Consider the following 16,949-nt stretch of genomic DNA (forward strand, 5'->3'; position numbering starts at 1 on the left):
ATCAAAGTACAGACTCCGGCCGACGGCACCAATTTCGAAGCCAGGTATTTGTAAAGCAGATACTTGGCTTTTTTGTATCTGGCTGCTTTGGAACAAATTACCGTTTACAGATCTCATGGGCTTTTACCCGTTGGTTAATCGGTCTTGTTTTGATGTGGAAACATTCTCAGTGACATTTGGTCACAGGCGTTACGAATAATACAGAGAAGGGACTTTTATGCTTAAGCTGTTTTTTCAACACTATCAAAAATTATCTGCTGCATTGTTGGCCAGTGGGATGTTGGTTACTTCCGGAATGAGTTATGCCGACTGGGATCTTGACCAAACCGATTCGCAACTGCATTTCATGTCAGTCAAGTCAACTTCCATTGCCGAGCTACATACTTTTAAAACCATCACCGGCAGTTTGTCAGATAGTGGTAAAGCCGAACTTGTCATTGATTTGAATAGTGTCAATACCAACATTCCCATCCGTGATGAACGTATGCAGGCTATGCTGTTTGATACCGTTAACTTTCCGCTGGCAAAGTTAGCGGCAGATGTTGATATTATTGCTGTAAAAGCTCTCGAGACTGGACAGACAATCACTCAGGATGTTGAGCTAAAACTCGATTTGCATGGTCAAACACAGACATTTCCCGCGCAGTTACAGGTTACGGTACTGGAGTCGGGTAAACTGATGGTCGCCACGACGGCGCCTGTGGTGATCAAAGCGGAAGATTTTAATTTGGTTGAAGGCGTCAATGCATTGCGCGATGTGGCTGGTTTGCCGTCAATTACACTTGCCGTACCAGTGACTGCTACTCTGTTTTTTAATCCGTAACAGAGTAAGGTCTGTAGACTTTTATATCGACACGGCTCGAAAGCATTGTTTTAAAAATTACCGGCCGCTAAGAGCGCTGTCGATGTTTTTTCCACATACCAGCGATAAAGAATATTAAAGCAATCCAGATCAGGCCAAAGGTAATCAGTCTTTCCGGCGGATAGGCTTCTTTGAGTACAAATACACCAATAACAAATTGGATGCTAGGATTAATGTACATGATGAAGCCCACTACGGATAAGTCGACTCGACTGGCCGCCATGGCAAACAATACAAGCGGTAAGGCGGTGAGCAGACCGGAACCAATAAGTAGTAGAGTTAATTGGGCAGAGTCACCAAACGCCAGGTTATAATCAGAGTTGGCTGCCTGCCACAAAATCCAGGCTAAGGCTACAGGTGCTAACCATAAGGTTTCTAACGTCAGGCCATTTACGCCATCCACCGGATGTTTTTTTCGGATGAGCCCGTACAAGGCAAATGCCAGAGCCAGTGATAACCCCACCCAAGGCAAACTACCCAAGCTGAACCATTCCCATAAAACAGCAATGGTCGCCAGAACCCCGGCCCACGCCTGTAACGGATGTAATTGTTCCTTGAGCAACCATCTGGCCAATAGCAGACTCATTACCGGTGTAATGAAATAGCCGAGACTGGCTTCCAGTACTCGGTGTTGTGAAACAGCCCAGATAAATATCAGCCAGTTTATGGCAATCAGGCATGAGGATAATGCCAGCCACAACAGCAATTTTTTATCTGCAAAGGTCTTGATCAATTTGCGTCCACGGCCGAGTAATAATCCAACCAGAGTGGTGGCAAGCAAAGACCATAGGATTCGGTGCGACAATACTTCAACTGCTGAAACGCTGTTCAGATAACTGAAATAAAGCGGGAAGCTACCCCATATTACATAAGCAGCAATAGCGAATATCAGGCCATACATAAATTACTTTGCTTTGAAAAAGTGTTATCGGAATCCATTGTAAATTGGCCAGGGTCTTGCGGCCTTGCACACAGTAATACAATAGCTATGCAAAATGGACAGTTTACGTAATTATTTTATGTAAACGATTTTTTAAAGCATTATTGTGTCAAAAGTTCATATCGATGAAAGTACTGGTTGGAGTAAACAGGGAGGTCAGGTGATCAGAACAAGGCTTAACCAATTGCAAAACCGGCTGGTTCAGTTGCGAAAAGCCGGCTTTTTTGCACCGCTGAGGATAGCCTTGAGTTATGCCCTTTTTGCCACACTTTGGATAATTTTTTCTGATCAACTGATGCAACGCATAACCGATGATAGCCAGTTGTTGTCTCGATTACAGACTTATAAAGGTTTGTTTTTTGTGACTATTACCGCCTTTCTGGTCTGGCTGTTGATACAACGTTTGTGGCTGTCGCAAAGCAAACTTATCGATGCTTTGCAGGATAGTCAGTCAAAGTTGTGCGTTATTTTCGATAATGTGCCGTGTGGTATTCAGGAATGTGATCTGCAGGGACGTGTAACTTTCAGTAATCAGGCACACCATCAGATCCTTGGCATTCAACCTGATAAGCTGATTGGACGATATATATGGGATTATCAACCCGATGAAAATGCCAAACAACAATTTAAACGTATATTTAATGATCTGGTCACGAATCAACCCAAGCCAGAGCTGTTAGTCACCATCAATCTTGCAGCTGATGGCCAGCAAAAAATCCTGGAATATAACTGGGATTATATCTATGACGATAAAGATGAGTTAGTGGGGCTTATTGCCGTCATATCTGACATTACGATGCGCCAGCAGCAGGAAGAAAGAATACTTCGTCTGGCGCATTACGATACGTTAACTGGCCTGCCAAATCGTTTCCTGTCCATGGATCGTTTAGCTCAATTATTGGAACTGGCTCGCCACAATAATGATCTGGTGGGGGTTTTATGTCTGGATTTGGATGATTTTAAAAAAATCAATGAATCAATGGGACATGAAGCTGGAGACGCCTTACTGATACAGATTGCACAGCGTATTCAATCACATATTCGTCATCGCGATATTCTCGGTCGGCTTGGTGGTGATGAATTTATCGTGTTACTGGCAGATATGCATTCTACGGAAGAGATTACGCCCATTCTGGAAAATCTGGTCCGACAATTCCGCCAGCCATTTATGATTGATGAACAGACAATAACACTGACCTTAAGCATCGGTGTGGCTACCTATCCTTTAGATGGCCATCATGCTTCACAATTGCTGCGACAGGCCGATACTGCTATGTTTTATGCCAAAAGCAGTGGCCGAAACACTTTCGTAAATTATACCGAATCGATGAACCGTGATGCGGCGCGAAAATTGCTCATAGAACAGTACATGTACGGGGCATTGGAGCGGGGTGAGTTTTATCTTCTCTATCAGCCGCAAATTGAATTGGCAACCGGCAAAATGACGGGGGCAGAGGCTTTATTACGTTGGCAAAATGAACAATTGGGACCTATTGGTCCGGATGAATTTATCCCGGTAGCGGAGCAGACGGGATTGATTGTTCCCATTGGTGAGTTTGTGATGCAGTCGGCGATAAAAAAGACTGCCGAATGGCAAAAACATCAGATGGGTTTCCGGATGGCTATCAATCTTTCTCCCTGCCAGTTTCGTGATCCGGGATTATTGGGGTTTGTTGAACAGCAATTACAGAAATACCCAGTTCATCCTCATACACTGGAACTGGAAATTACCGAAGGTGTGTTATTAAGCGGATACCTGATGACCGATGAGTTATTCAAGTCGTTTACGGCAATGGGCATTGATATGGCGATGGATGATTTTGGTACTGGCTACTCTTCACTCAGTTATCTTCGAAGCTATCCGTTTGCCATTGTAAAAATTGATCGTAGTTTTATTAACGATATGACTACTGATTCAGCGGATCGGGAACTGGTTAATGCCAGCATAGCCATGGCACATGGACTCGGTTTGAAAGTGGTGGCTGAAGGCGTGGAAACAGAAGAGCAGGCCATATCACTCAAGGCAATGAAATGTGATTACGTACAAGGTTATTATTACAGTAAACCCGTTCATCCTGACCAATTACTGTTGAAGCTCGTCGGGTAATCTGTAATAAACGATCTAAATACGCGCTTCAAATGCTGCACGTTAATGTGTACTATCGGGAGTTGATCAAATAAGTTTGAATGAACAAAAACAATAATAACTATCAGGTGTCACAAAGACACTAAATCTCGAGAGAGTGGAAGGGCGACATGTTAGAGGGATACCTCCCCATTTTGTTGTTTATCATTATCGGCATCGGCTTTGGTGTAATGCCGCTGATCGCAGGTTTTATTATCGGGCCGCAGCGGCCTGATGCCGAAAAACGCTCCAGCTATGAATGTGGTTTTGAACCTTTCGAAGACACGCATGGCAAATTTGATGTGCGTTATTATCTGGTCGCCATCCTGTTCATCATTTTCGATTTGGAAATAGCCTTTTTATTCCCCTGGGCCATTGTGCTTGATGAAATCGGGGTGTTTGGTTTGCTGGCCATGTTCCTGTTTCTGGGCATTCTGGTGGTGGGCTTTATCTATGAATGGAAGAAAGGAGCCCTGGAATGGGAATAGAAGGCGTTCTCCACGAAGGGATTGTGACCACCTCGGCAGATAAGTTGATCAACTGGGCGAGAACAGGCTCCTTGTGGCCGATGACCTTTGGTCTGGCCTGTTGTGCTGTTGAAATGATGCATGCCGGGGCTTCACGTTATGATCTGGATCGTTTCGGTGTGGTGTTTCGACCCAGTCCGCGTCAGTCAGATGTGATGATTGTCGCCGGTACGCTGGTCAACAAAATGGCACCGGCACTGCGTAAAGTCTATGACCAGATGTCAGAGCCACGCTGGGTCATTTCAATGGGCTCCTGTGCCAATGGTGGGGGCTACTATCATTATTCCTATTCGGTGGTTCGTGGATGTGATCGCATTGTGCCGGTGGATATTTATGTGCCGGGTTGTCCACCAACGGCTGAGGCCTTGCTCTATGGCATTATTCAGTTACAGAAAAAAATTCAGCGAACCAATACCATCGCTAAAAGCGTGCAGGCATAAGGTTGTTGCATGGAATCGCTTAAACATAAACTGGAACAGCATTTTGCCAATCAACTGGTGGAATGTGAGTTTAATCGTGGCGAAGTGACGATTCATGTTGAGGCGGAGCAGATTATTCCGGTATGTACAGCTTTGCGCGATGAGTTTGCCTTTACTCAGTTAATTGATTTATGCGGAGTGGATTATTCGGCTTACGGTAATAGTGGCTGGGAAACCAAACAGGCGACTGAACATGGTTTTAGCCGGGCTCGTGAAGCATTTTCGCAGATTGATAATGTTGACGAGGGCTTTCGTTATGCCGTGGTTTATCACCTGCTGTCCGTAAAATACAATAATCGACTGCGTCTGAAAGTGGATTTAATTGCTGAAACTCCGATTATCGATTCGGTGACCAGTATCTGGTATTCAGCAGACTGGTATGAACGCGAAGCTTTTGATTTATTCGGTATCCTGTTTAAAGGCCACCATGATTTACGACGCATTCTGACCGACTACGGTTTTGTGGGACATCCGTTCCGCAAGGATTTTCCATTGATTGGTAATGTGGAAATGCGTTATGACGCTGAGCAGAAACGGGTGATATATGAATCCGTCAGTATCGAGCCTCGAACTCTGGTGCCACGGGTGATTCGAGATGATAACCGGTATCTGCAACCTCATAATGAGGTCAAGAAATAATGGCTGAAATTAAAAATTACACCCTGAATTTTGGTCCACAACATCCGGCGGCACATGGTGTATTACGGCTGATTCTGGAAATGGACGGCGAAGTGATTGTGCACGCTGATCCACATATCGGTTTATTGCATCGCGGTACGGAGAAACTGGCCGAATCCAAACCCTATAACCAGAGCATCGGCTATATGGATCGGCTGGATTATGTGTCGATGATGTGTAATGAACATGCTTATGTCATGGCTATCGAAAAACTGTTAGGGATTGAACCTCCAGTCCGGGCACAGTACATCCGGGTCTTGTTTGATGAAATGACCCGGGTGTTGAATCATTTGATGTGGCTGGGAGCACATGGTCTGGATATCGGTGCCATGACTGTATTCCTGTATTGCTTCCGGGAACGTGAAGATTTGATGGATTGCTATGAGGCGGTATCCGGAGCCCGCTTGCATGCTACCTATTACCGTCCCGGCGGAGTGTATCGTGATTTACCCAACAGCATGCCGCAGTATCAAAAATCCAAATGGCATTCTGATGCCGAAGTCAAAAAGTTAAATCAAAGCCGTGAAGGCAGTTTGCTCGATTTTATCGAGGATTTTTGTCAGCGATTCCCAAAATGTGTCGATGAATATGAAACACTGCTGACCGATAACCGTATCTGGAAACAACGCACGGTGGGTATTGGTGTAGTGACACCGGAACGTGCATTGCAACTGGGATTCACCGGGCCAATGTTACGTGGCAGTGGCGTCGAGTGGGATTTACGACGTAAGCAACCTTATGAAGTTTATGAAAAACTGGACTTTGATATTCCGGTGGGCAAAGAAGGCGATTGCTATGATCGTTATCTGGTGCGGATCGAAGAAATGCGCCAGTCCAATAAAATTATGCAGCAATGTGTTGACTGGCTGCGAGCCAATCCGGGGCCGGTGATTATTGATAACGTTAAAATTGCCCCGCCCAGCCGTGCCGATATGAAAGATGATATGGAAGCTCTGATTCATCATTTCAAACTGTTTACCGAAGGCTATTGTGTACCGGAAGGTGAGGTCTATAGTGCTGTGGAACATCCTAAAGGCGAGTTTGGCATTTATATGGTGTCGGACGGTGCCAATAAACCCTACCGGGTCAAAATCCGTGCACCGGGCTTTCCCCATCTGGCCGCAATGAATGAAATGGCCAAAGGTCACTTGCTGGCAGATGTGGTGGCGATTATCGGCACCATGGATATTGTTTTCGGAGAGATTGACCGATGACAGCAGAATTGCAACTCACAGGCCACCGGGATCAATTATTCAATGAGACGTTACGTCAGCAGTTGGATAAATGGATCAGCAAATACCCGCCCGGGCAGTCCCAATCTGCGGTCATACCGGCGTTACATATTTTGCAGGATGCCCATGATGGCTGGCTTAGCGAGGGGGTGATGCGAGCGCTGGCTGAATACCTGGAACTACCCGCTATCAGTGTGTTCGAGGTTGCGACGTTTTATACGATGTTTGAACTCAAGCCAGTGGGTAAACACAAAATCAGCGTCTGTACCAATATTTCATGTTTGCTTTGTGGTTCTGAAGATATCGCCAATCATTTACAAAAACGACTTGGTATTGGTTTTGGCCAGACCACTGCTGACGGAAAATTCACGTTAAAAGAAGTAGAGTGTCTCGGTGCTTGTGTCGGCGCGCCGATGCTATTGCTGGATCGGGATTATCACGAACATCTGACACCGGAAAAAGTCGACGCGTTACTGGGCGGGGTAAAATGATGCAGCTGAATCAGGTTTGTTTTCGTACCATGCATCTCGACCAGCCCTGGTCGATGGAATCTTACCGCAGCGTTGGTGGTTACCAGATGCTGGAGAAAATCCTCCGCGAGAAAACCCGCCAGGAATCCATCATTGAGACCATCAAGAATTCCGCATTACGCGGACGTGGTGGCGCGGGCTTTCCTACCGGCTTGAAATGGAGTTTTATGCCGCGGCGTATGCCGGGTGATAAATATATCGTCTGCAACTCGGATGAAGGTGAACCAGGCACCTGTAAAGATCGTGACATTATGCGATTCAACCCGCATCAGTTGATTGAAGGCATGATCATCACCGGATATACCATTGGTGCCCAACGCGGCTACAACTACATTCGCGGCGAGTTTTTTGAACCGATAGAGCGGTTTGAACAAGCGTTAATTGAAGCGCATGAAGCGGGGTACCTCGGTAAAAATATCCTGGATAGCGGCTTTAATTTTGAACTGCATACCCACCCCGGAGCCGGTGCCTATATCTGTGGAGAAGAAACAGCATTACTGGAATCTCTGGAAGGCAAAAAAGGCCAGCCACGCTATAAACCCCCATTTCCTGCCGGTTATGGCTTATATGGTCGGCCGACAACCGTAAATAACACTGAAACACTGGCCTCGGTGCCGGTGATTTTGCAGCATGGTGCAGACTGGTTCCATGAGTTGGGAACGCCCAATAACGGTGGTCAGAAAATTTTCTGTATGAGTGGCCATGTTAACAAACCGGGGAATTATGAAGTGCCCCTGGGGATGCCGTTTGCCGAATTACTGGAACTTGCTGGTGGTGTGCGTAATGGTAATAAATTAAAAGCAGTGATTCCCGGTGGCACCTCGACGCCAGTGGTGCCAGCGGATGTGATGATGCAGACTGCGATGAGTTATGACGGTATCGGTAAAGCCGGCTCGATGCTGGGTGCTGGCTCGGTCATCGTGATGGATGAAACCACCTGCATGGTCAAGGCGCTGGAACGCATTGCCTATTTCTATTACGAAGAGTCCTGCGGTCAATGCACTCCCTGTCGTGAAGGTACCGGCTGGCTGTACCGGGTCATCAAACGTATTGAAGAGGGCGAAGGTCGCCAGGAAGACCTGGATCGATTAGTGGATGTTGCCAACAATATTAACGGCAATACTATTTGTGCCTTGGGTGATGCGGCTGCGGCACCGGTTATCAGTTTTATCAAGCATTTCCGTGATGAATTCCAATATCACATTGATCATAAATCGTGTCTGGTCACTGAACCGGAATTGAAGCTCAACTATGGTTAATATCGAAATTGACGGCATTCCACTGAAAGTGGATTCGGGCAAAATGATTATTCAGGCTGCTGATGAGGCAGGCATTGATATTCCGCGTTTCTGTTATCACAAAAATCTGTCGATAGTCGCTAACTGTCGTATGTGTCTGATCGAAGTGGATAACGCTCGAAAAGCATTGCCGGCCTGTGCCACGCCTGTTGCTAATGGCATGAAAGTCTTTACCCAATCAGAAACTGCGCTGGCCGCTCAGCGTGGGGTAATGGAATTTCTATTAATCAATCATCCACTGGATTGCCCGATTTGTGATCAGGGCGGGGAGTGTGAGTTACAGGATTTATCGCTGGGCTATGGCAGTGGTATCAGCCGATTCAGCGAGAAGAAACGTGTTGTCAAAGATAAGGATATCGGACCGCTGGTACAGACCGATATGACACGCTGTATTCACTGCACCCGTTGTGTAAGGTTTGGTCAGGAAATTGCCGGTATAAAAGAGCTTGGCGCGACGGGCCGTGGCGAACATATGGAAATTGGCACCTATGTTGAACACAGTCTGGCTTCAGAACTATCCGGCAATATTATTGATTTATGTCCGGTTGGAGCCTTAACCTCCAAACCATTCCGATACAAAGCCCGTGCCTGGGAAATGACTTCACATCCGTCAATTGCCCTGCACGATGCCGTGGGATCCAGTATTGACCTTCATACCCGGCAAAATGATGTGATGCGTGTAGTTGCCCGGGATAATGAATCCGTCAACCAGAGCTGGATCTCGGATCGGGACCGATTCAGTTATCTGGGATTAAAACACCCGGATCGCTTGCTGAATCCGATGATTAAACAAAATGGTGAGTGGCAGACCACTGACTGGCAGACAGCATTGGAATTTGCGGTTGATGGTCTCAAACACGTTAAAACCAAAAATGGTGCTGATCAGATTGCTGGATTGATCTCGCCAACGGCTACCCTGGAAGAGGCCTATCTGTTTCAGAAATGGTTACGGGCATTTGGCAGTCAGAATATTGATCATCGTTTACGCCAGCTGGATTTCAGTGATGCAGCACATGAGCAGTTCGCACCAATAAGTCTGGCTGATGTTGAAGACAGTGATGCAATTGTTTTGCTGGGCTGTAATGTTCGTAGTGAGGCGCCAATGCTGGCACATCGGATTCGTCAGTCCGCGTGTGCCGGTGGCTTGGTCAGTGATATCAACTTCTTCAAGACCGATTTATTGATGCCGGTAGACCGCCAGGTTGTGGTCAATTCAGCACAGTTATTTACGCTGTTAAGTGGCATTGCTAAAGCCTTGTTACACCTTGATGCCAATGCGGCTAAAACATGGCAGCATCTGATGCGGGAACAGGCGGCTTCAGCGACCGAACAGAATATTGCCATGCAACTGGCTAATGCCGAGAAAGCTTTAATTGTGGTTGGAGCTTTAGCCAATCAACATCCTCAGGCATCGATTATTCGTGCATTGGTAGCTTTGATTGCCAATCTAACAGGAGCACGTTTATTAATTCTGCCGGAAGCCAACAGCCGGGCATTGCATCAGGCGGGCGCTTTGCCACATCATGAAATGGCTAAGGACGTTAAGGATGGCCTCGATGCAAAAGCGATCTGGGAAGAACAGTTACGTGCTTATGTGTTATTTAATGTTGAGCCGGAGTTTGATTGTGCCAATCCGGCCGCTGCCCAGCTAGCATTGCAACGGGCAGGGTTTGTGGTGGCGATGAATAGCTTTCAGTGTGACAGCCTGCGTGAATATGCCGATGTGTTGTTACCCTTGGCGGCGTTTGCCGAGACTTCCGGTACGTTTGTCGGGCTGGATCATCAATGGCAATCTTTTACCGGCGCGGTTGCACCTCCCGGAGAAAGTCGTCCCGGCTGGAAGATTCTCCGCGTGCTTGGCAATATTTCGAAATTCACCGGTTTTGATTATGTTTCCTCAGAAGGTGTGCGTCAGGAATTGCAGGATCAGCTAAACCGTCAATCCACAGTCAGAAAGTCACTTTATATACCAGCTGAAATAAATACTTTCAAAGGTTTGCAGCTTATTTCAGAGGTACCGATTTATCGTACTGACAGTCTGGTCAGACACAGTAAAGCGCTTCAACTGACGCCGGAAAATCAGTTTCTGGATTCCTTACGTATACATCCGGCACAGGTTGAGAAATTCGGTTTGAATCAGGGAGATCAGGTACAGATTCAGCAAGGTGAACTCTGTATAACCGCGAGTGTATTGATTGATGAGCAGATTGCTGAAGACATGGTCTATCTGGCAGCTGCTTCACCACTTAGTGCTCGGTTGGGCCCGTCATTTGGCAATGTGGATTTATCCGCGATGCTGGAGACAGCTGATGCTTGATATTGTCACTCAGCATTTATTACCCAATATCGGCAAAATTTTGTTGATAGTGTCGGTATTGATGGTAGCCGTAGCTTATCTAACGTTGGCTGAACGCAAAGTAATCGGGTATATCCAGATGCGGATCGGCCCCAACCGGGTTGGACCAAGAGGCTTGCTGCAACCTATTGCCGATGGCCTGAAGTTATTGCTCAAAGAAATCATTGTACCAACCCGGTCCAATCTGTACCTGTTTGTATTGGCACCGGTATTGGCAATTGGCCCGGCTTTGGCAGCCTGGGCGGTGATTCCTTTTGATGCAGGCATGGTGCTGGCTGATATCAATGCCGGTTTGTTATATGTTTTAGCAATTACCTCAATGGGTGTTTACGGCATTGTGATTGCCGGTTGGGCATCAAATTCACGTTATGCGTTTTTAGGTGCGATGCGCAGTGCTGCTCAAGTTGTGTCTTATGAGATAGCCATGGGGTTTGCCCTGGTCGGGGTGTTGATTGCCGCAGGCAGTCTGAACCTGAGTGAGATAGTTCTGGCACAACAAGGCGGTATTTTTTACTGGTACTGGTTGCCATTGTTACCGTTGTTTGTCGTGTACTTTGTCTCAGGTGTTGCGGAAACCAATCGTGCGCCGTTTGATATTGCTGAAGGCGAGTCCGAAATTGTTGCCGGCTTTCATGTGGAATATTCCGGCATGGCATTTGCGATATTTTTCCTCGCCGAATATGCCGATATGATTTTGATTTCAATTCTGGCCGCTACCTTGTTTATGGGAGGGTGGCTGTCGCCCTTTGAAGGTGTTCCGGTGCTGGAGCCGATGTTTGCCTGGGTGCCGGGGTTGGTATGGTTATTACTGAAAACCAGCTTTTTCCTGTTTGTTTATCTGTGGATCCGCGCCACCTTCCCTCGTTATCGATATGATCAGGTTATGCGCCTTGGCTGGAAAGTATTTATCCCGGTGACGCTGGTGTGGTTGGTAGTGATTTCGACCATGCAAGTATTTGATATTGGTCCCTGGTTTAATGATGTTGTGGAGGTGTCCACCTCATGATGGATTCCATACGTCACTTTTTTAAAAGCTTTTTATTGTGGGAGCTGGTTCAAGGCTTACGCTTGACCGGCCGGCATTTGTTTTCCCGAAAAGTTACGGTGCAATATCCCGAAGAACAGACACCGCAATCCCCACGTTTCCGTGGTTTACATGCATTGCGACGCTATCCGAATGGCGAGGAACGCTGCATTGGTTGCAAGTTGTGTGAAGCGGTTTGCCCGGCATTGGCTATCACCATTGATACTGAACCACGCGAAGATGGTACCCGTCGGACCACACGCTACGATATTGATTTATTTAAATGTATTTATTGCGGGTTTTGTGAAGAATCCTGTCCTGTGGATTCAATAGTTGAAACCCGGGTATTCGCCTATCACTTTGAGAATCGTGGCGAAAATATTATCGACAAACAACAGCTATTGGCCATTGGTGATAAATATGAAGCTGAAATTGCTGCTGATCGGGAGGCTGATGCGCCTTATCGCTAGCAACTAGCCTTGGCCTGAGGATTATGGAAAAAATACTGTTTTACTGCTTTGCTGGAATTTTGTTATTTGCTGCCACCATGGTGATTACGGTAAGAAATCCGGTACGTGCTGCCTTATTTCTGGTACTGGCATTTTTTACCAGTGCGGCAATCTGGCTGATGCTGGAAGCTGAATTTCTGGCGATTAGTCTGGTGCTGGTTTACGTCGGTGCAGTACTGGTCTTGTTTCTGTTTGTAGTAATGATGCTGGATATTGATACCAGCACACTTAAGGAAGGTTTCACCCGTTATTTGCCGTTGGGCTTGTTTGTCGCGGTGCTGATTGTTCTGGAGTTAATTGCGGTTTTGGGCGCAGCGAATTTTGGTCTGGATCAATTTCCAGCCCCGGAAAGTTCAACAGAAAGTAATACCAAAATGCTCGGCCGATTGCTTTACACGGTGTATGTATATCCATTTGAAATTGCATCCGTGATACTGACAGTGGCGATTGTGGCTGCGATTATGCTGACCTTGCGACCCAATAAACGCAAAACTCAGGATCCGGCTGAGCAGGTCAAGGTGCGTAGTACCGATCGCGTGCGTCTGGTCAAAATGGCTTCGGAGAAACGTCAGGATGGGAAAGACAAATCATGATTGCTTTATCTGACTACCTGATTGTTGCGGCTATATTATTCAGCCTGTCAGTAGCGGGTATTTTTCTTAATCGTAAAAACATCATTATTCTGCTGATGTGTATTGAATTGATGCTGTTAGCAGTGAATCTCAATTTTATCGCTTTTTCCCACTATGCCGGCGACGCTGCAGGTCAGGTATTTGTATTTTTTATTCTGACTGTTGCTGCCGCAGAAGCGGCGATTGGACTCGCCATACTGGTGGTGCTTTTCCGTAATCTCAGCACTATCAATGTTGATGATCTCAATCGGTTAAAGGGCTGATGGCATGACGCAGTCCTTATTATTAACCATCGTTTTAGCGCCATTACTGGGCAGTATTATTGCCGGTTTGTTTGGCCGCAAGATTGGCCGTAACTGGTCACATCGTGTAGCAATTGCCGGAGTCAGTATTGCGTTCTTTTTATCACTCTGGGTTTTGAAGCTGGTGGTGATGGATGGCGCCAGTTATAACCAGGCGGTCTATCAGTGGCTACAGGTTGGCAGCCTGAGCATAGAAGTCGGTTTTATGGTTGATTCACTGACAGCAGTGATGATGACAGTGGTGACGTTTGTGTCGCTGATGGTGCATATCTACACGATTGGCTATATGCATGACGATGATAGCTACAGCCGTTTCTTCAGTTATATTTCGCTGTTCACTTTCTCCATGCTGATGCTGGTCATGGCCAATAACTTTATGCAGCTGTTTTTTGGCTGGGAAGCGGTTGGTGTGGTGTCATATCTGCTTATTGGTTTCTGGTATAAAAAGCCCACGGCAATTTATGCCAATCTCAAAGCATTTCTGGTCAATCGTGTGGGTGACTTTGGCTTTTTGCTGGGTATCGCTGCAGTACTGATGTATTCCGGTAGTCTGGACTATCTGAAAGTGTTTAATCAGGCACCGGTGATGGCTGGGCAGACCATCTCAATATTTGATAACTATACATGGTCGTTAATGACTGTTATTGGCATTCTGTTATTTATCGGTGCGATGGGTAAATCGGCCCAGGTGCCATTGCATGTCTGGTTACCGGATTCGATGGAAGGTCCGACCCCGATATCAGCCTTGATCCATGCGGCGACAATGGTCACGGCCGGTATTTTTATGGTGGCAAGAATGTCGCCATTATATGAATATTCTGAAACAGCACTGTCGTTTATTCTGGTGATTGGTGCGATTACCGCTTTGTTTATGGGCTTTCTCGGTCTGATTCAAAACGATATTAAACGGGTTATCGCTTATTCCACCCTATCACAACTTGGCTATATGACAGTGGCTCTCGGCGTATCAGCTTATTCTGCCGCAATTTTCCATTTATTCACTCACGCATTTTTTAAAGCTTTGCTGTTTCTGGCGGCGGGATCGGTGATTTTAGCTCTGCATCATCAGCAGGATATCCGGCAGATGGGCGGGCTGAAGAAATATCTGCCCATTACTTATTGGACCAGTCTGATTGGTACGCTGGCGTTAATTGGTTTTCCTGGTCTGGCAGGCTTTTTCTCCAAGGACGCCATTATCATGGCGGTACATGAATCGACCATCCCGGGCAGCAGCTTTGCGTTATGGGCGGTAATGATTGGAGTGTTTGTCACCAGTCTGTACAGCTTCCGGCTTTTGTTTCTGGTGTTCCATGGCAAGGAACGCTTTGATGCACATGGTCATCCGCCTCATGAATCCCCAAAAGTCGTTACCTGGCCATTAGTCCTGTTAGCGGTTCCGTCAGTCTTGTCAGGTTATCTGATTGGCAGTCTGGTGTATGACAAATTCTTTGGCGATGCAATAACGGTTATGCCGCAGCATGATGTATTGGCAGCAGCTGATTATCATGGGCTTGCTGGCTTTATTTTACATGGTTTGATGACAGCACCGTTCTGGCTGGCAATGGCCGGTTTGGTAACCGCTTGGTATTTGTATCTCAAACGTCCGGATCTCCCCGCCAGGATTCAGCAAAGATTGATGTGGTTGTGGCGAATTCTGGATAACAGATATGGCTTTGATACGTTTAATGAAAAAGTCTTCGCCGGTGGATCACGAGGATTAGGCTGGTTGTTTTCCCGCGTTGGCGATCGCGTGTTGATTGATGGTTTGGTGGTGAATGGTGCGGCGCGGACAGTGGGCTTAATTTCGCGGGTAGGCCGCAAAATGCAAACCGGCTATTTGTACCATTATGCCTTTGTGATGATTATCGGGGTGTGGCTACTGCTCACCTGGTTTGTGGTTTAACAGGAGCAACAGCGTCAGATGATGGATTTTCCACTTCTCAGTGTGTTGATTTTGCTGCCGATTATCGGTGGCGCTGCACTGTTGCTGTGCAAACAAAATAATAAGCTGGCACGGCAATTGGCCTTGCTTGTCAGTGTGGCGACCATGTTGTTGTCTTTTTTACTATATATCGGTTTTGACAGCACTACTCATCAAATGCAGTTTGTTGAACGCCTGTCATGGGTGGCGACATTTAATATTGAGTATTACCTGGGGGTTGACGGTTTTTCAATGCCGCTGATGATCCTCACAACAATTTCAACAGTGTTGGTTGTCATTGCCGGCTGGCAGGTGATTGAGGATAGAGCCGCTCAATATATGTCGGCTTTTCTGATCATGGAAGGACTGATGTTAGGCGTGTTTGCGGCACTCGACGCCATACTGTTTTATCTGTTTTTTGAAGCGATGCTGATCCCGTTGTTTCTGGTAATTGGTATTTGGGGTGGCCCTAATCGGGTTTATGCCACCATCAAGTTTTTCCTCTATACCTTTTTTGGATCGGTATTTCTGCTGATAGCATTGCTGTATCTGCAATTTCAGGCAGGTAGCTTCTCGATTCTGGATTTTCACAATGTCAGCTTGAGTTTGACGCAGCAAATCTGGATTTTCCTGGCTTTTTTAATTGCCTTTGCGGTGAAAATTCCGATGTGGCCGGTACATACCTGGTTGCCTGATGCTCACGTGGAAGCACCTACAGGTGGTTCGGTAATTCTGGCGGCGATCACGCTGAAAATTGGTGGCTATGGTCTATTACGTTTTGCTCTGCCGATTACCCCGGATGCCAGTATGACGCTGGACTGGCTGGTGATTGGTTTGTCATTGATTGCCATTGTGTATATCGGTTTTGTCGCTTTGGCACAGTCGGATTTAAAAAAGTTGATTGCCTATTCGAGTATCGCCCATATGGGGTTTGTCACATTAGGGCTGTTTATCGTGTTTCGTATTACTGCCAATGAAGCGATTACTATTGGTATCGGTAATGGACAGGTGTTGGCGATCGAGGGGGCGATGGTGCAGATGATTTCGCATGGTTTTATTGCTGCCGCGATGTTCCTCAGTGTCGGTGTGTTATATGACCGGATGCATACACGCGAAATCAGCGCCTATGGCGGAGTTGCCAACAGCATGCCGAAATTTACTGCTTTGGCCGTATTCTTTGCCATGGCCAACGCCGGTCTGCCAGGTACTTCCGGTTTTGTCGGCGAGTTTATGGTGATCCTGGCGGCATTTCAGGCCAACTTCTGGTACGCCTTTTTGGCGGCAACAACATTGATTCTGGGCGCGGCATATACTCTGTGGATGGTGAAACGGGTGTTTTTCGGTGAGGTTGCCAATGCTGAAGTGGCAAAATTGAAAGATATTACTGCACGTGAAATGTGGCTGCTGGCAAGTCTGGCAACCATCGTATTATTGATTGGCGTCTGGCCCGATCCATTGCTTAATGTGATGCACGCATCAGTAGATCATTTGCTGATGCAAATCAGCCATTCAAAGATTTAGGGGAAAACACCAC

General features: G+C 46.7%; 16 protein-coding genes. 15 read left to right on the plus strand and 1 reads right to left on the minus strand.

Features of this window, described 5'->3' with window-relative positions:
- Positions 1-217: 217 nt before the first annotated feature.
- Positions 218-823, plus strand: a complete 606-nt coding sequence (locus tag B2337_RS03905) for a YceI family protein (RefSeq protein WP_292414040.1) — start codon at positions 218-220, stop codon at positions 821-823.
- A 67-nt stretch (positions 824-890) separates the two neighbouring features.
- Here B2337_RS03905 and rarD read toward each other — a convergent pair whose 3' ends face one another.
- The gene (gene rarD / locus B2337_RS03910; protein WP_292414041.1) at positions 891-1,763 is read right to left on the minus strand and encodes an EamA family transporter RarD; all 873 of its coding nucleotides are present in this window, start codon (positions 1,761-1,763) and stop codon (positions 891-893) included.
- A 199-nt stretch (positions 1,764-1,962) separates the two neighbouring features.
- Between rarD and B2337_RS03915 the strand changes: the two genes are divergently transcribed.
- From B2337_RS03915 to B2337_RS03980, 14 genes are all read left to right on the plus strand, one after another.
- On the plus strand, positions 1,963-3,909 hold the full coding sequence (locus tag B2337_RS03915) for a sensor domain-containing protein (RefSeq protein WP_292362373.1): 1,947 nt from the start codon (positions 1,963-1,965) through the stop codon (positions 3,907-3,909).
- A 149-nt stretch (positions 3,910-4,058) separates the two neighbouring features.
- Positions 4,059-4,415 (plus strand): NADH-quinone oxidoreductase subunit A, encoded by a 357-nt coding sequence (gene ndhC, locus B2337_RS03920; RefSeq protein WP_041354701.1) that lies wholly within the window; start codon positions 4,059-4,061, stop codon positions 4,413-4,415.
- On the plus strand, positions 4,406-4,894 hold the full coding sequence (locus tag B2337_RS03925) for a NuoB/complex I 20 kDa subunit family protein (RefSeq protein WP_292362374.1): 489 nt from the start codon (positions 4,406-4,408) through the stop codon (positions 4,892-4,894). The genes ndhC and B2337_RS03925 overlap by 10 nt, the downstream gene beginning before the upstream one ends.
- Before the next feature lie 9 nt (positions 4,895-4,903).
- A complete protein-coding gene (locus tag B2337_RS03930) occupies positions 4,904-5,572 on the plus strand; it encodes an NADH-quinone oxidoreductase subunit C (RefSeq protein WP_292362375.1) in 669 nt (222 codons plus the stop codon).
- Positions 5,572-6,825, plus strand: coding sequence for an NADH-quinone oxidoreductase subunit D (locus tag B2337_RS03935; RefSeq protein ID WP_292362376.1), 1,254 nt, complete (start codon positions 5,572-5,574; stop codon positions 6,823-6,825). The genes B2337_RS03930 and B2337_RS03935 overlap by 1 nt, the downstream gene beginning before the upstream one ends.
- Complete coding sequence (nuoE, locus tag B2337_RS03940; protein WP_292362377.1) at positions 6,822-7,334, plus strand: NADH-quinone oxidoreductase subunit NuoE; 513 nt, start codon at positions 6,822-6,824, stop codon at positions 7,332-7,334. The genes B2337_RS03935 and nuoE overlap by 4 nt, the downstream gene beginning before the upstream one ends.
- Entirely contained in the window at positions 7,334-8,632 is a 1,299-nt protein-coding gene (gene nuoF, locus B2337_RS03945) for an NADH-quinone oxidoreductase subunit NuoF (protein WP_292362661.1), read from the plus strand. Before nuoE ends, nuoF begins: the two co-directional genes overlap by 1 nt.
- Positions 8,625-10,988 carry an NADH-quinone oxidoreductase subunit NuoG gene (gene nuoG, locus B2337_RS03950; protein WP_292414042.1) on the plus strand — a complete coding sequence of 788 codons (2,364 nt, stop codon included), beginning with the start codon at positions 8,625-8,627 and terminating at the stop codon, positions 10,986-10,988. The genes nuoF and nuoG overlap by 8 nt, the downstream gene beginning before the upstream one ends.
- Positions 10,981-12,033 carry an NADH-quinone oxidoreductase subunit NuoH gene (nuoH, locus tag B2337_RS03955; RefSeq protein ID WP_292414043.1) on the plus strand — a complete coding sequence of 351 codons (1,053 nt, stop codon included), beginning with the start codon at positions 10,981-10,983 and terminating at the stop codon, positions 12,031-12,033. Before nuoG ends, nuoH begins: the two co-directional genes overlap by 8 nt.
- The gene (gene nuoI / locus B2337_RS03960; protein WP_292362662.1) at positions 12,033-12,521 is read left to right on the plus strand and encodes an NADH-quinone oxidoreductase subunit NuoI; all 489 of its coding nucleotides are present in this window, start codon (positions 12,033-12,035) and stop codon (positions 12,519-12,521) included. Before nuoH ends, nuoI begins: the two co-directional genes overlap by 1 nt.
- Before the next feature lie 23 nt (positions 12,522-12,544).
- Positions 12,545-13,153, plus strand: a complete 609-nt coding sequence (locus B2337_RS03965; protein ID WP_292362380.1) for an NADH-quinone oxidoreductase subunit J — start codon at positions 12,545-12,547, stop codon at positions 13,151-13,153.
- Positions 13,150-13,455 (plus strand): NADH-quinone oxidoreductase subunit NuoK, encoded by a 306-nt coding sequence (gene nuoK / locus B2337_RS03970; protein WP_069296551.1) that lies wholly within the window; start codon positions 13,150-13,152, stop codon positions 13,453-13,455. Before B2337_RS03965 ends, nuoK begins: the two co-directional genes overlap by 4 nt.
- A 4-nt stretch (positions 13,456-13,459) precedes the next feature.
- Positions 13,460-15,397: an NADH-quinone oxidoreductase subunit L gene (gene nuoL, locus B2337_RS03975; RefSeq protein ID WP_292414044.1), complete on the plus strand. Its 1,938-nt coding sequence runs from the start codon at positions 13,460-13,462 to the stop codon at positions 15,395-15,397.
- An 18-nt stretch (positions 15,398-15,415) separates the two neighbouring features.
- Entirely contained in the window at positions 15,416-16,936 is a 1,521-nt protein-coding gene (locus tag B2337_RS03980; RefSeq protein ID WP_292414045.1) for an NADH-quinone oxidoreductase subunit M, read from the plus strand.
- Positions 16,937-16,949 lie beyond the last annotated feature (13 nt).

This window comes from Methylophaga sp. UBA3192, assembly GCA_002363955.1.
Classification (GTDB): Bacteria; Pseudomonadota; Gammaproteobacteria; order Nitrosococcales; family Methylophagaceae; genus Methylophaga.

Coding starts and splice junctions, on each gene's coding strand:
- B2337_RS03905 (WP_292414040.1), top strand. CDS start 218: ATGCTTAAGCTGTTTTTTCAACACTATCAAAAATTATCTGCTGCATTG.
- rarD (WP_292414041.1), bottom strand. CDS start 1,763: ATGTATGGCCTGATATTCGCTATTGCTGCTTATGTAATATGGGGTAGC.
- ndhC (WP_041354701.1), top strand. CDS start 4,059: ATGTTAGAGGGATACCTCCCCATTTTGTTGTTTATCATTATCGGCATC.
- B2337_RS03925 (WP_292362374.1), top strand. CDS start 4,406: ATGGGAATAGAAGGCGTTCTCCACGAAGGGATTGTGACCACCTCGGCA.
- B2337_RS03930 (WP_292362375.1), top strand. CDS start 4,904: ATGGAATCGCTTAAACATAAACTGGAACAGCATTTTGCCAATCAACTG.
- B2337_RS03935 (WP_292362376.1), top strand. CDS start 5,572: ATGGCTGAAATTAAAAATTACACCCTGAATTTTGGTCCACAACATCCG.
- nuoE (WP_292362377.1), top strand. CDS start 6,822: ATGACAGCAGAATTGCAACTCACAGGCCACCGGGATCAATTATTCAAT.
- nuoF (WP_292362661.1), top strand. CDS start 7,334: ATGCAGCTGAATCAGGTTTGTTTTCGTACCATGCATCTCGACCAGCCC.
- nuoG (WP_292414042.1), top strand. CDS start 8,625: ATGGTTAATATCGAAATTGACGGCATTCCACTGAAAGTGGATTCGGGC.
- nuoH (WP_292414043.1), top strand. CDS start 10,981: ATGCTTGATATTGTCACTCAGCATTTATTACCCAATATCGGCAAAATT.
- nuoI (WP_292362662.1), top strand. CDS start 12,033: ATGGATTCCATACGTCACTTTTTTAAAAGCTTTTTATTGTGGGAGCTG.
- B2337_RS03965 (WP_292362380.1), top strand. CDS start 12,545: ATGGAAAAAATACTGTTTTACTGCTTTGCTGGAATTTTGTTATTTGCT.
- nuoK (WP_069296551.1), top strand. CDS start 13,150: ATGATTGCTTTATCTGACTACCTGATTGTTGCGGCTATATTATTCAGC.
- nuoL (WP_292414044.1), top strand. CDS start 13,460: ATGACGCAGTCCTTATTATTAACCATCGTTTTAGCGCCATTACTGGGC.
- B2337_RS03980 (WP_292414045.1), top strand. CDS start 15,416: ATGATGGATTTTCCACTTCTCAGTGTGTTGATTTTGCTGCCGATTATC.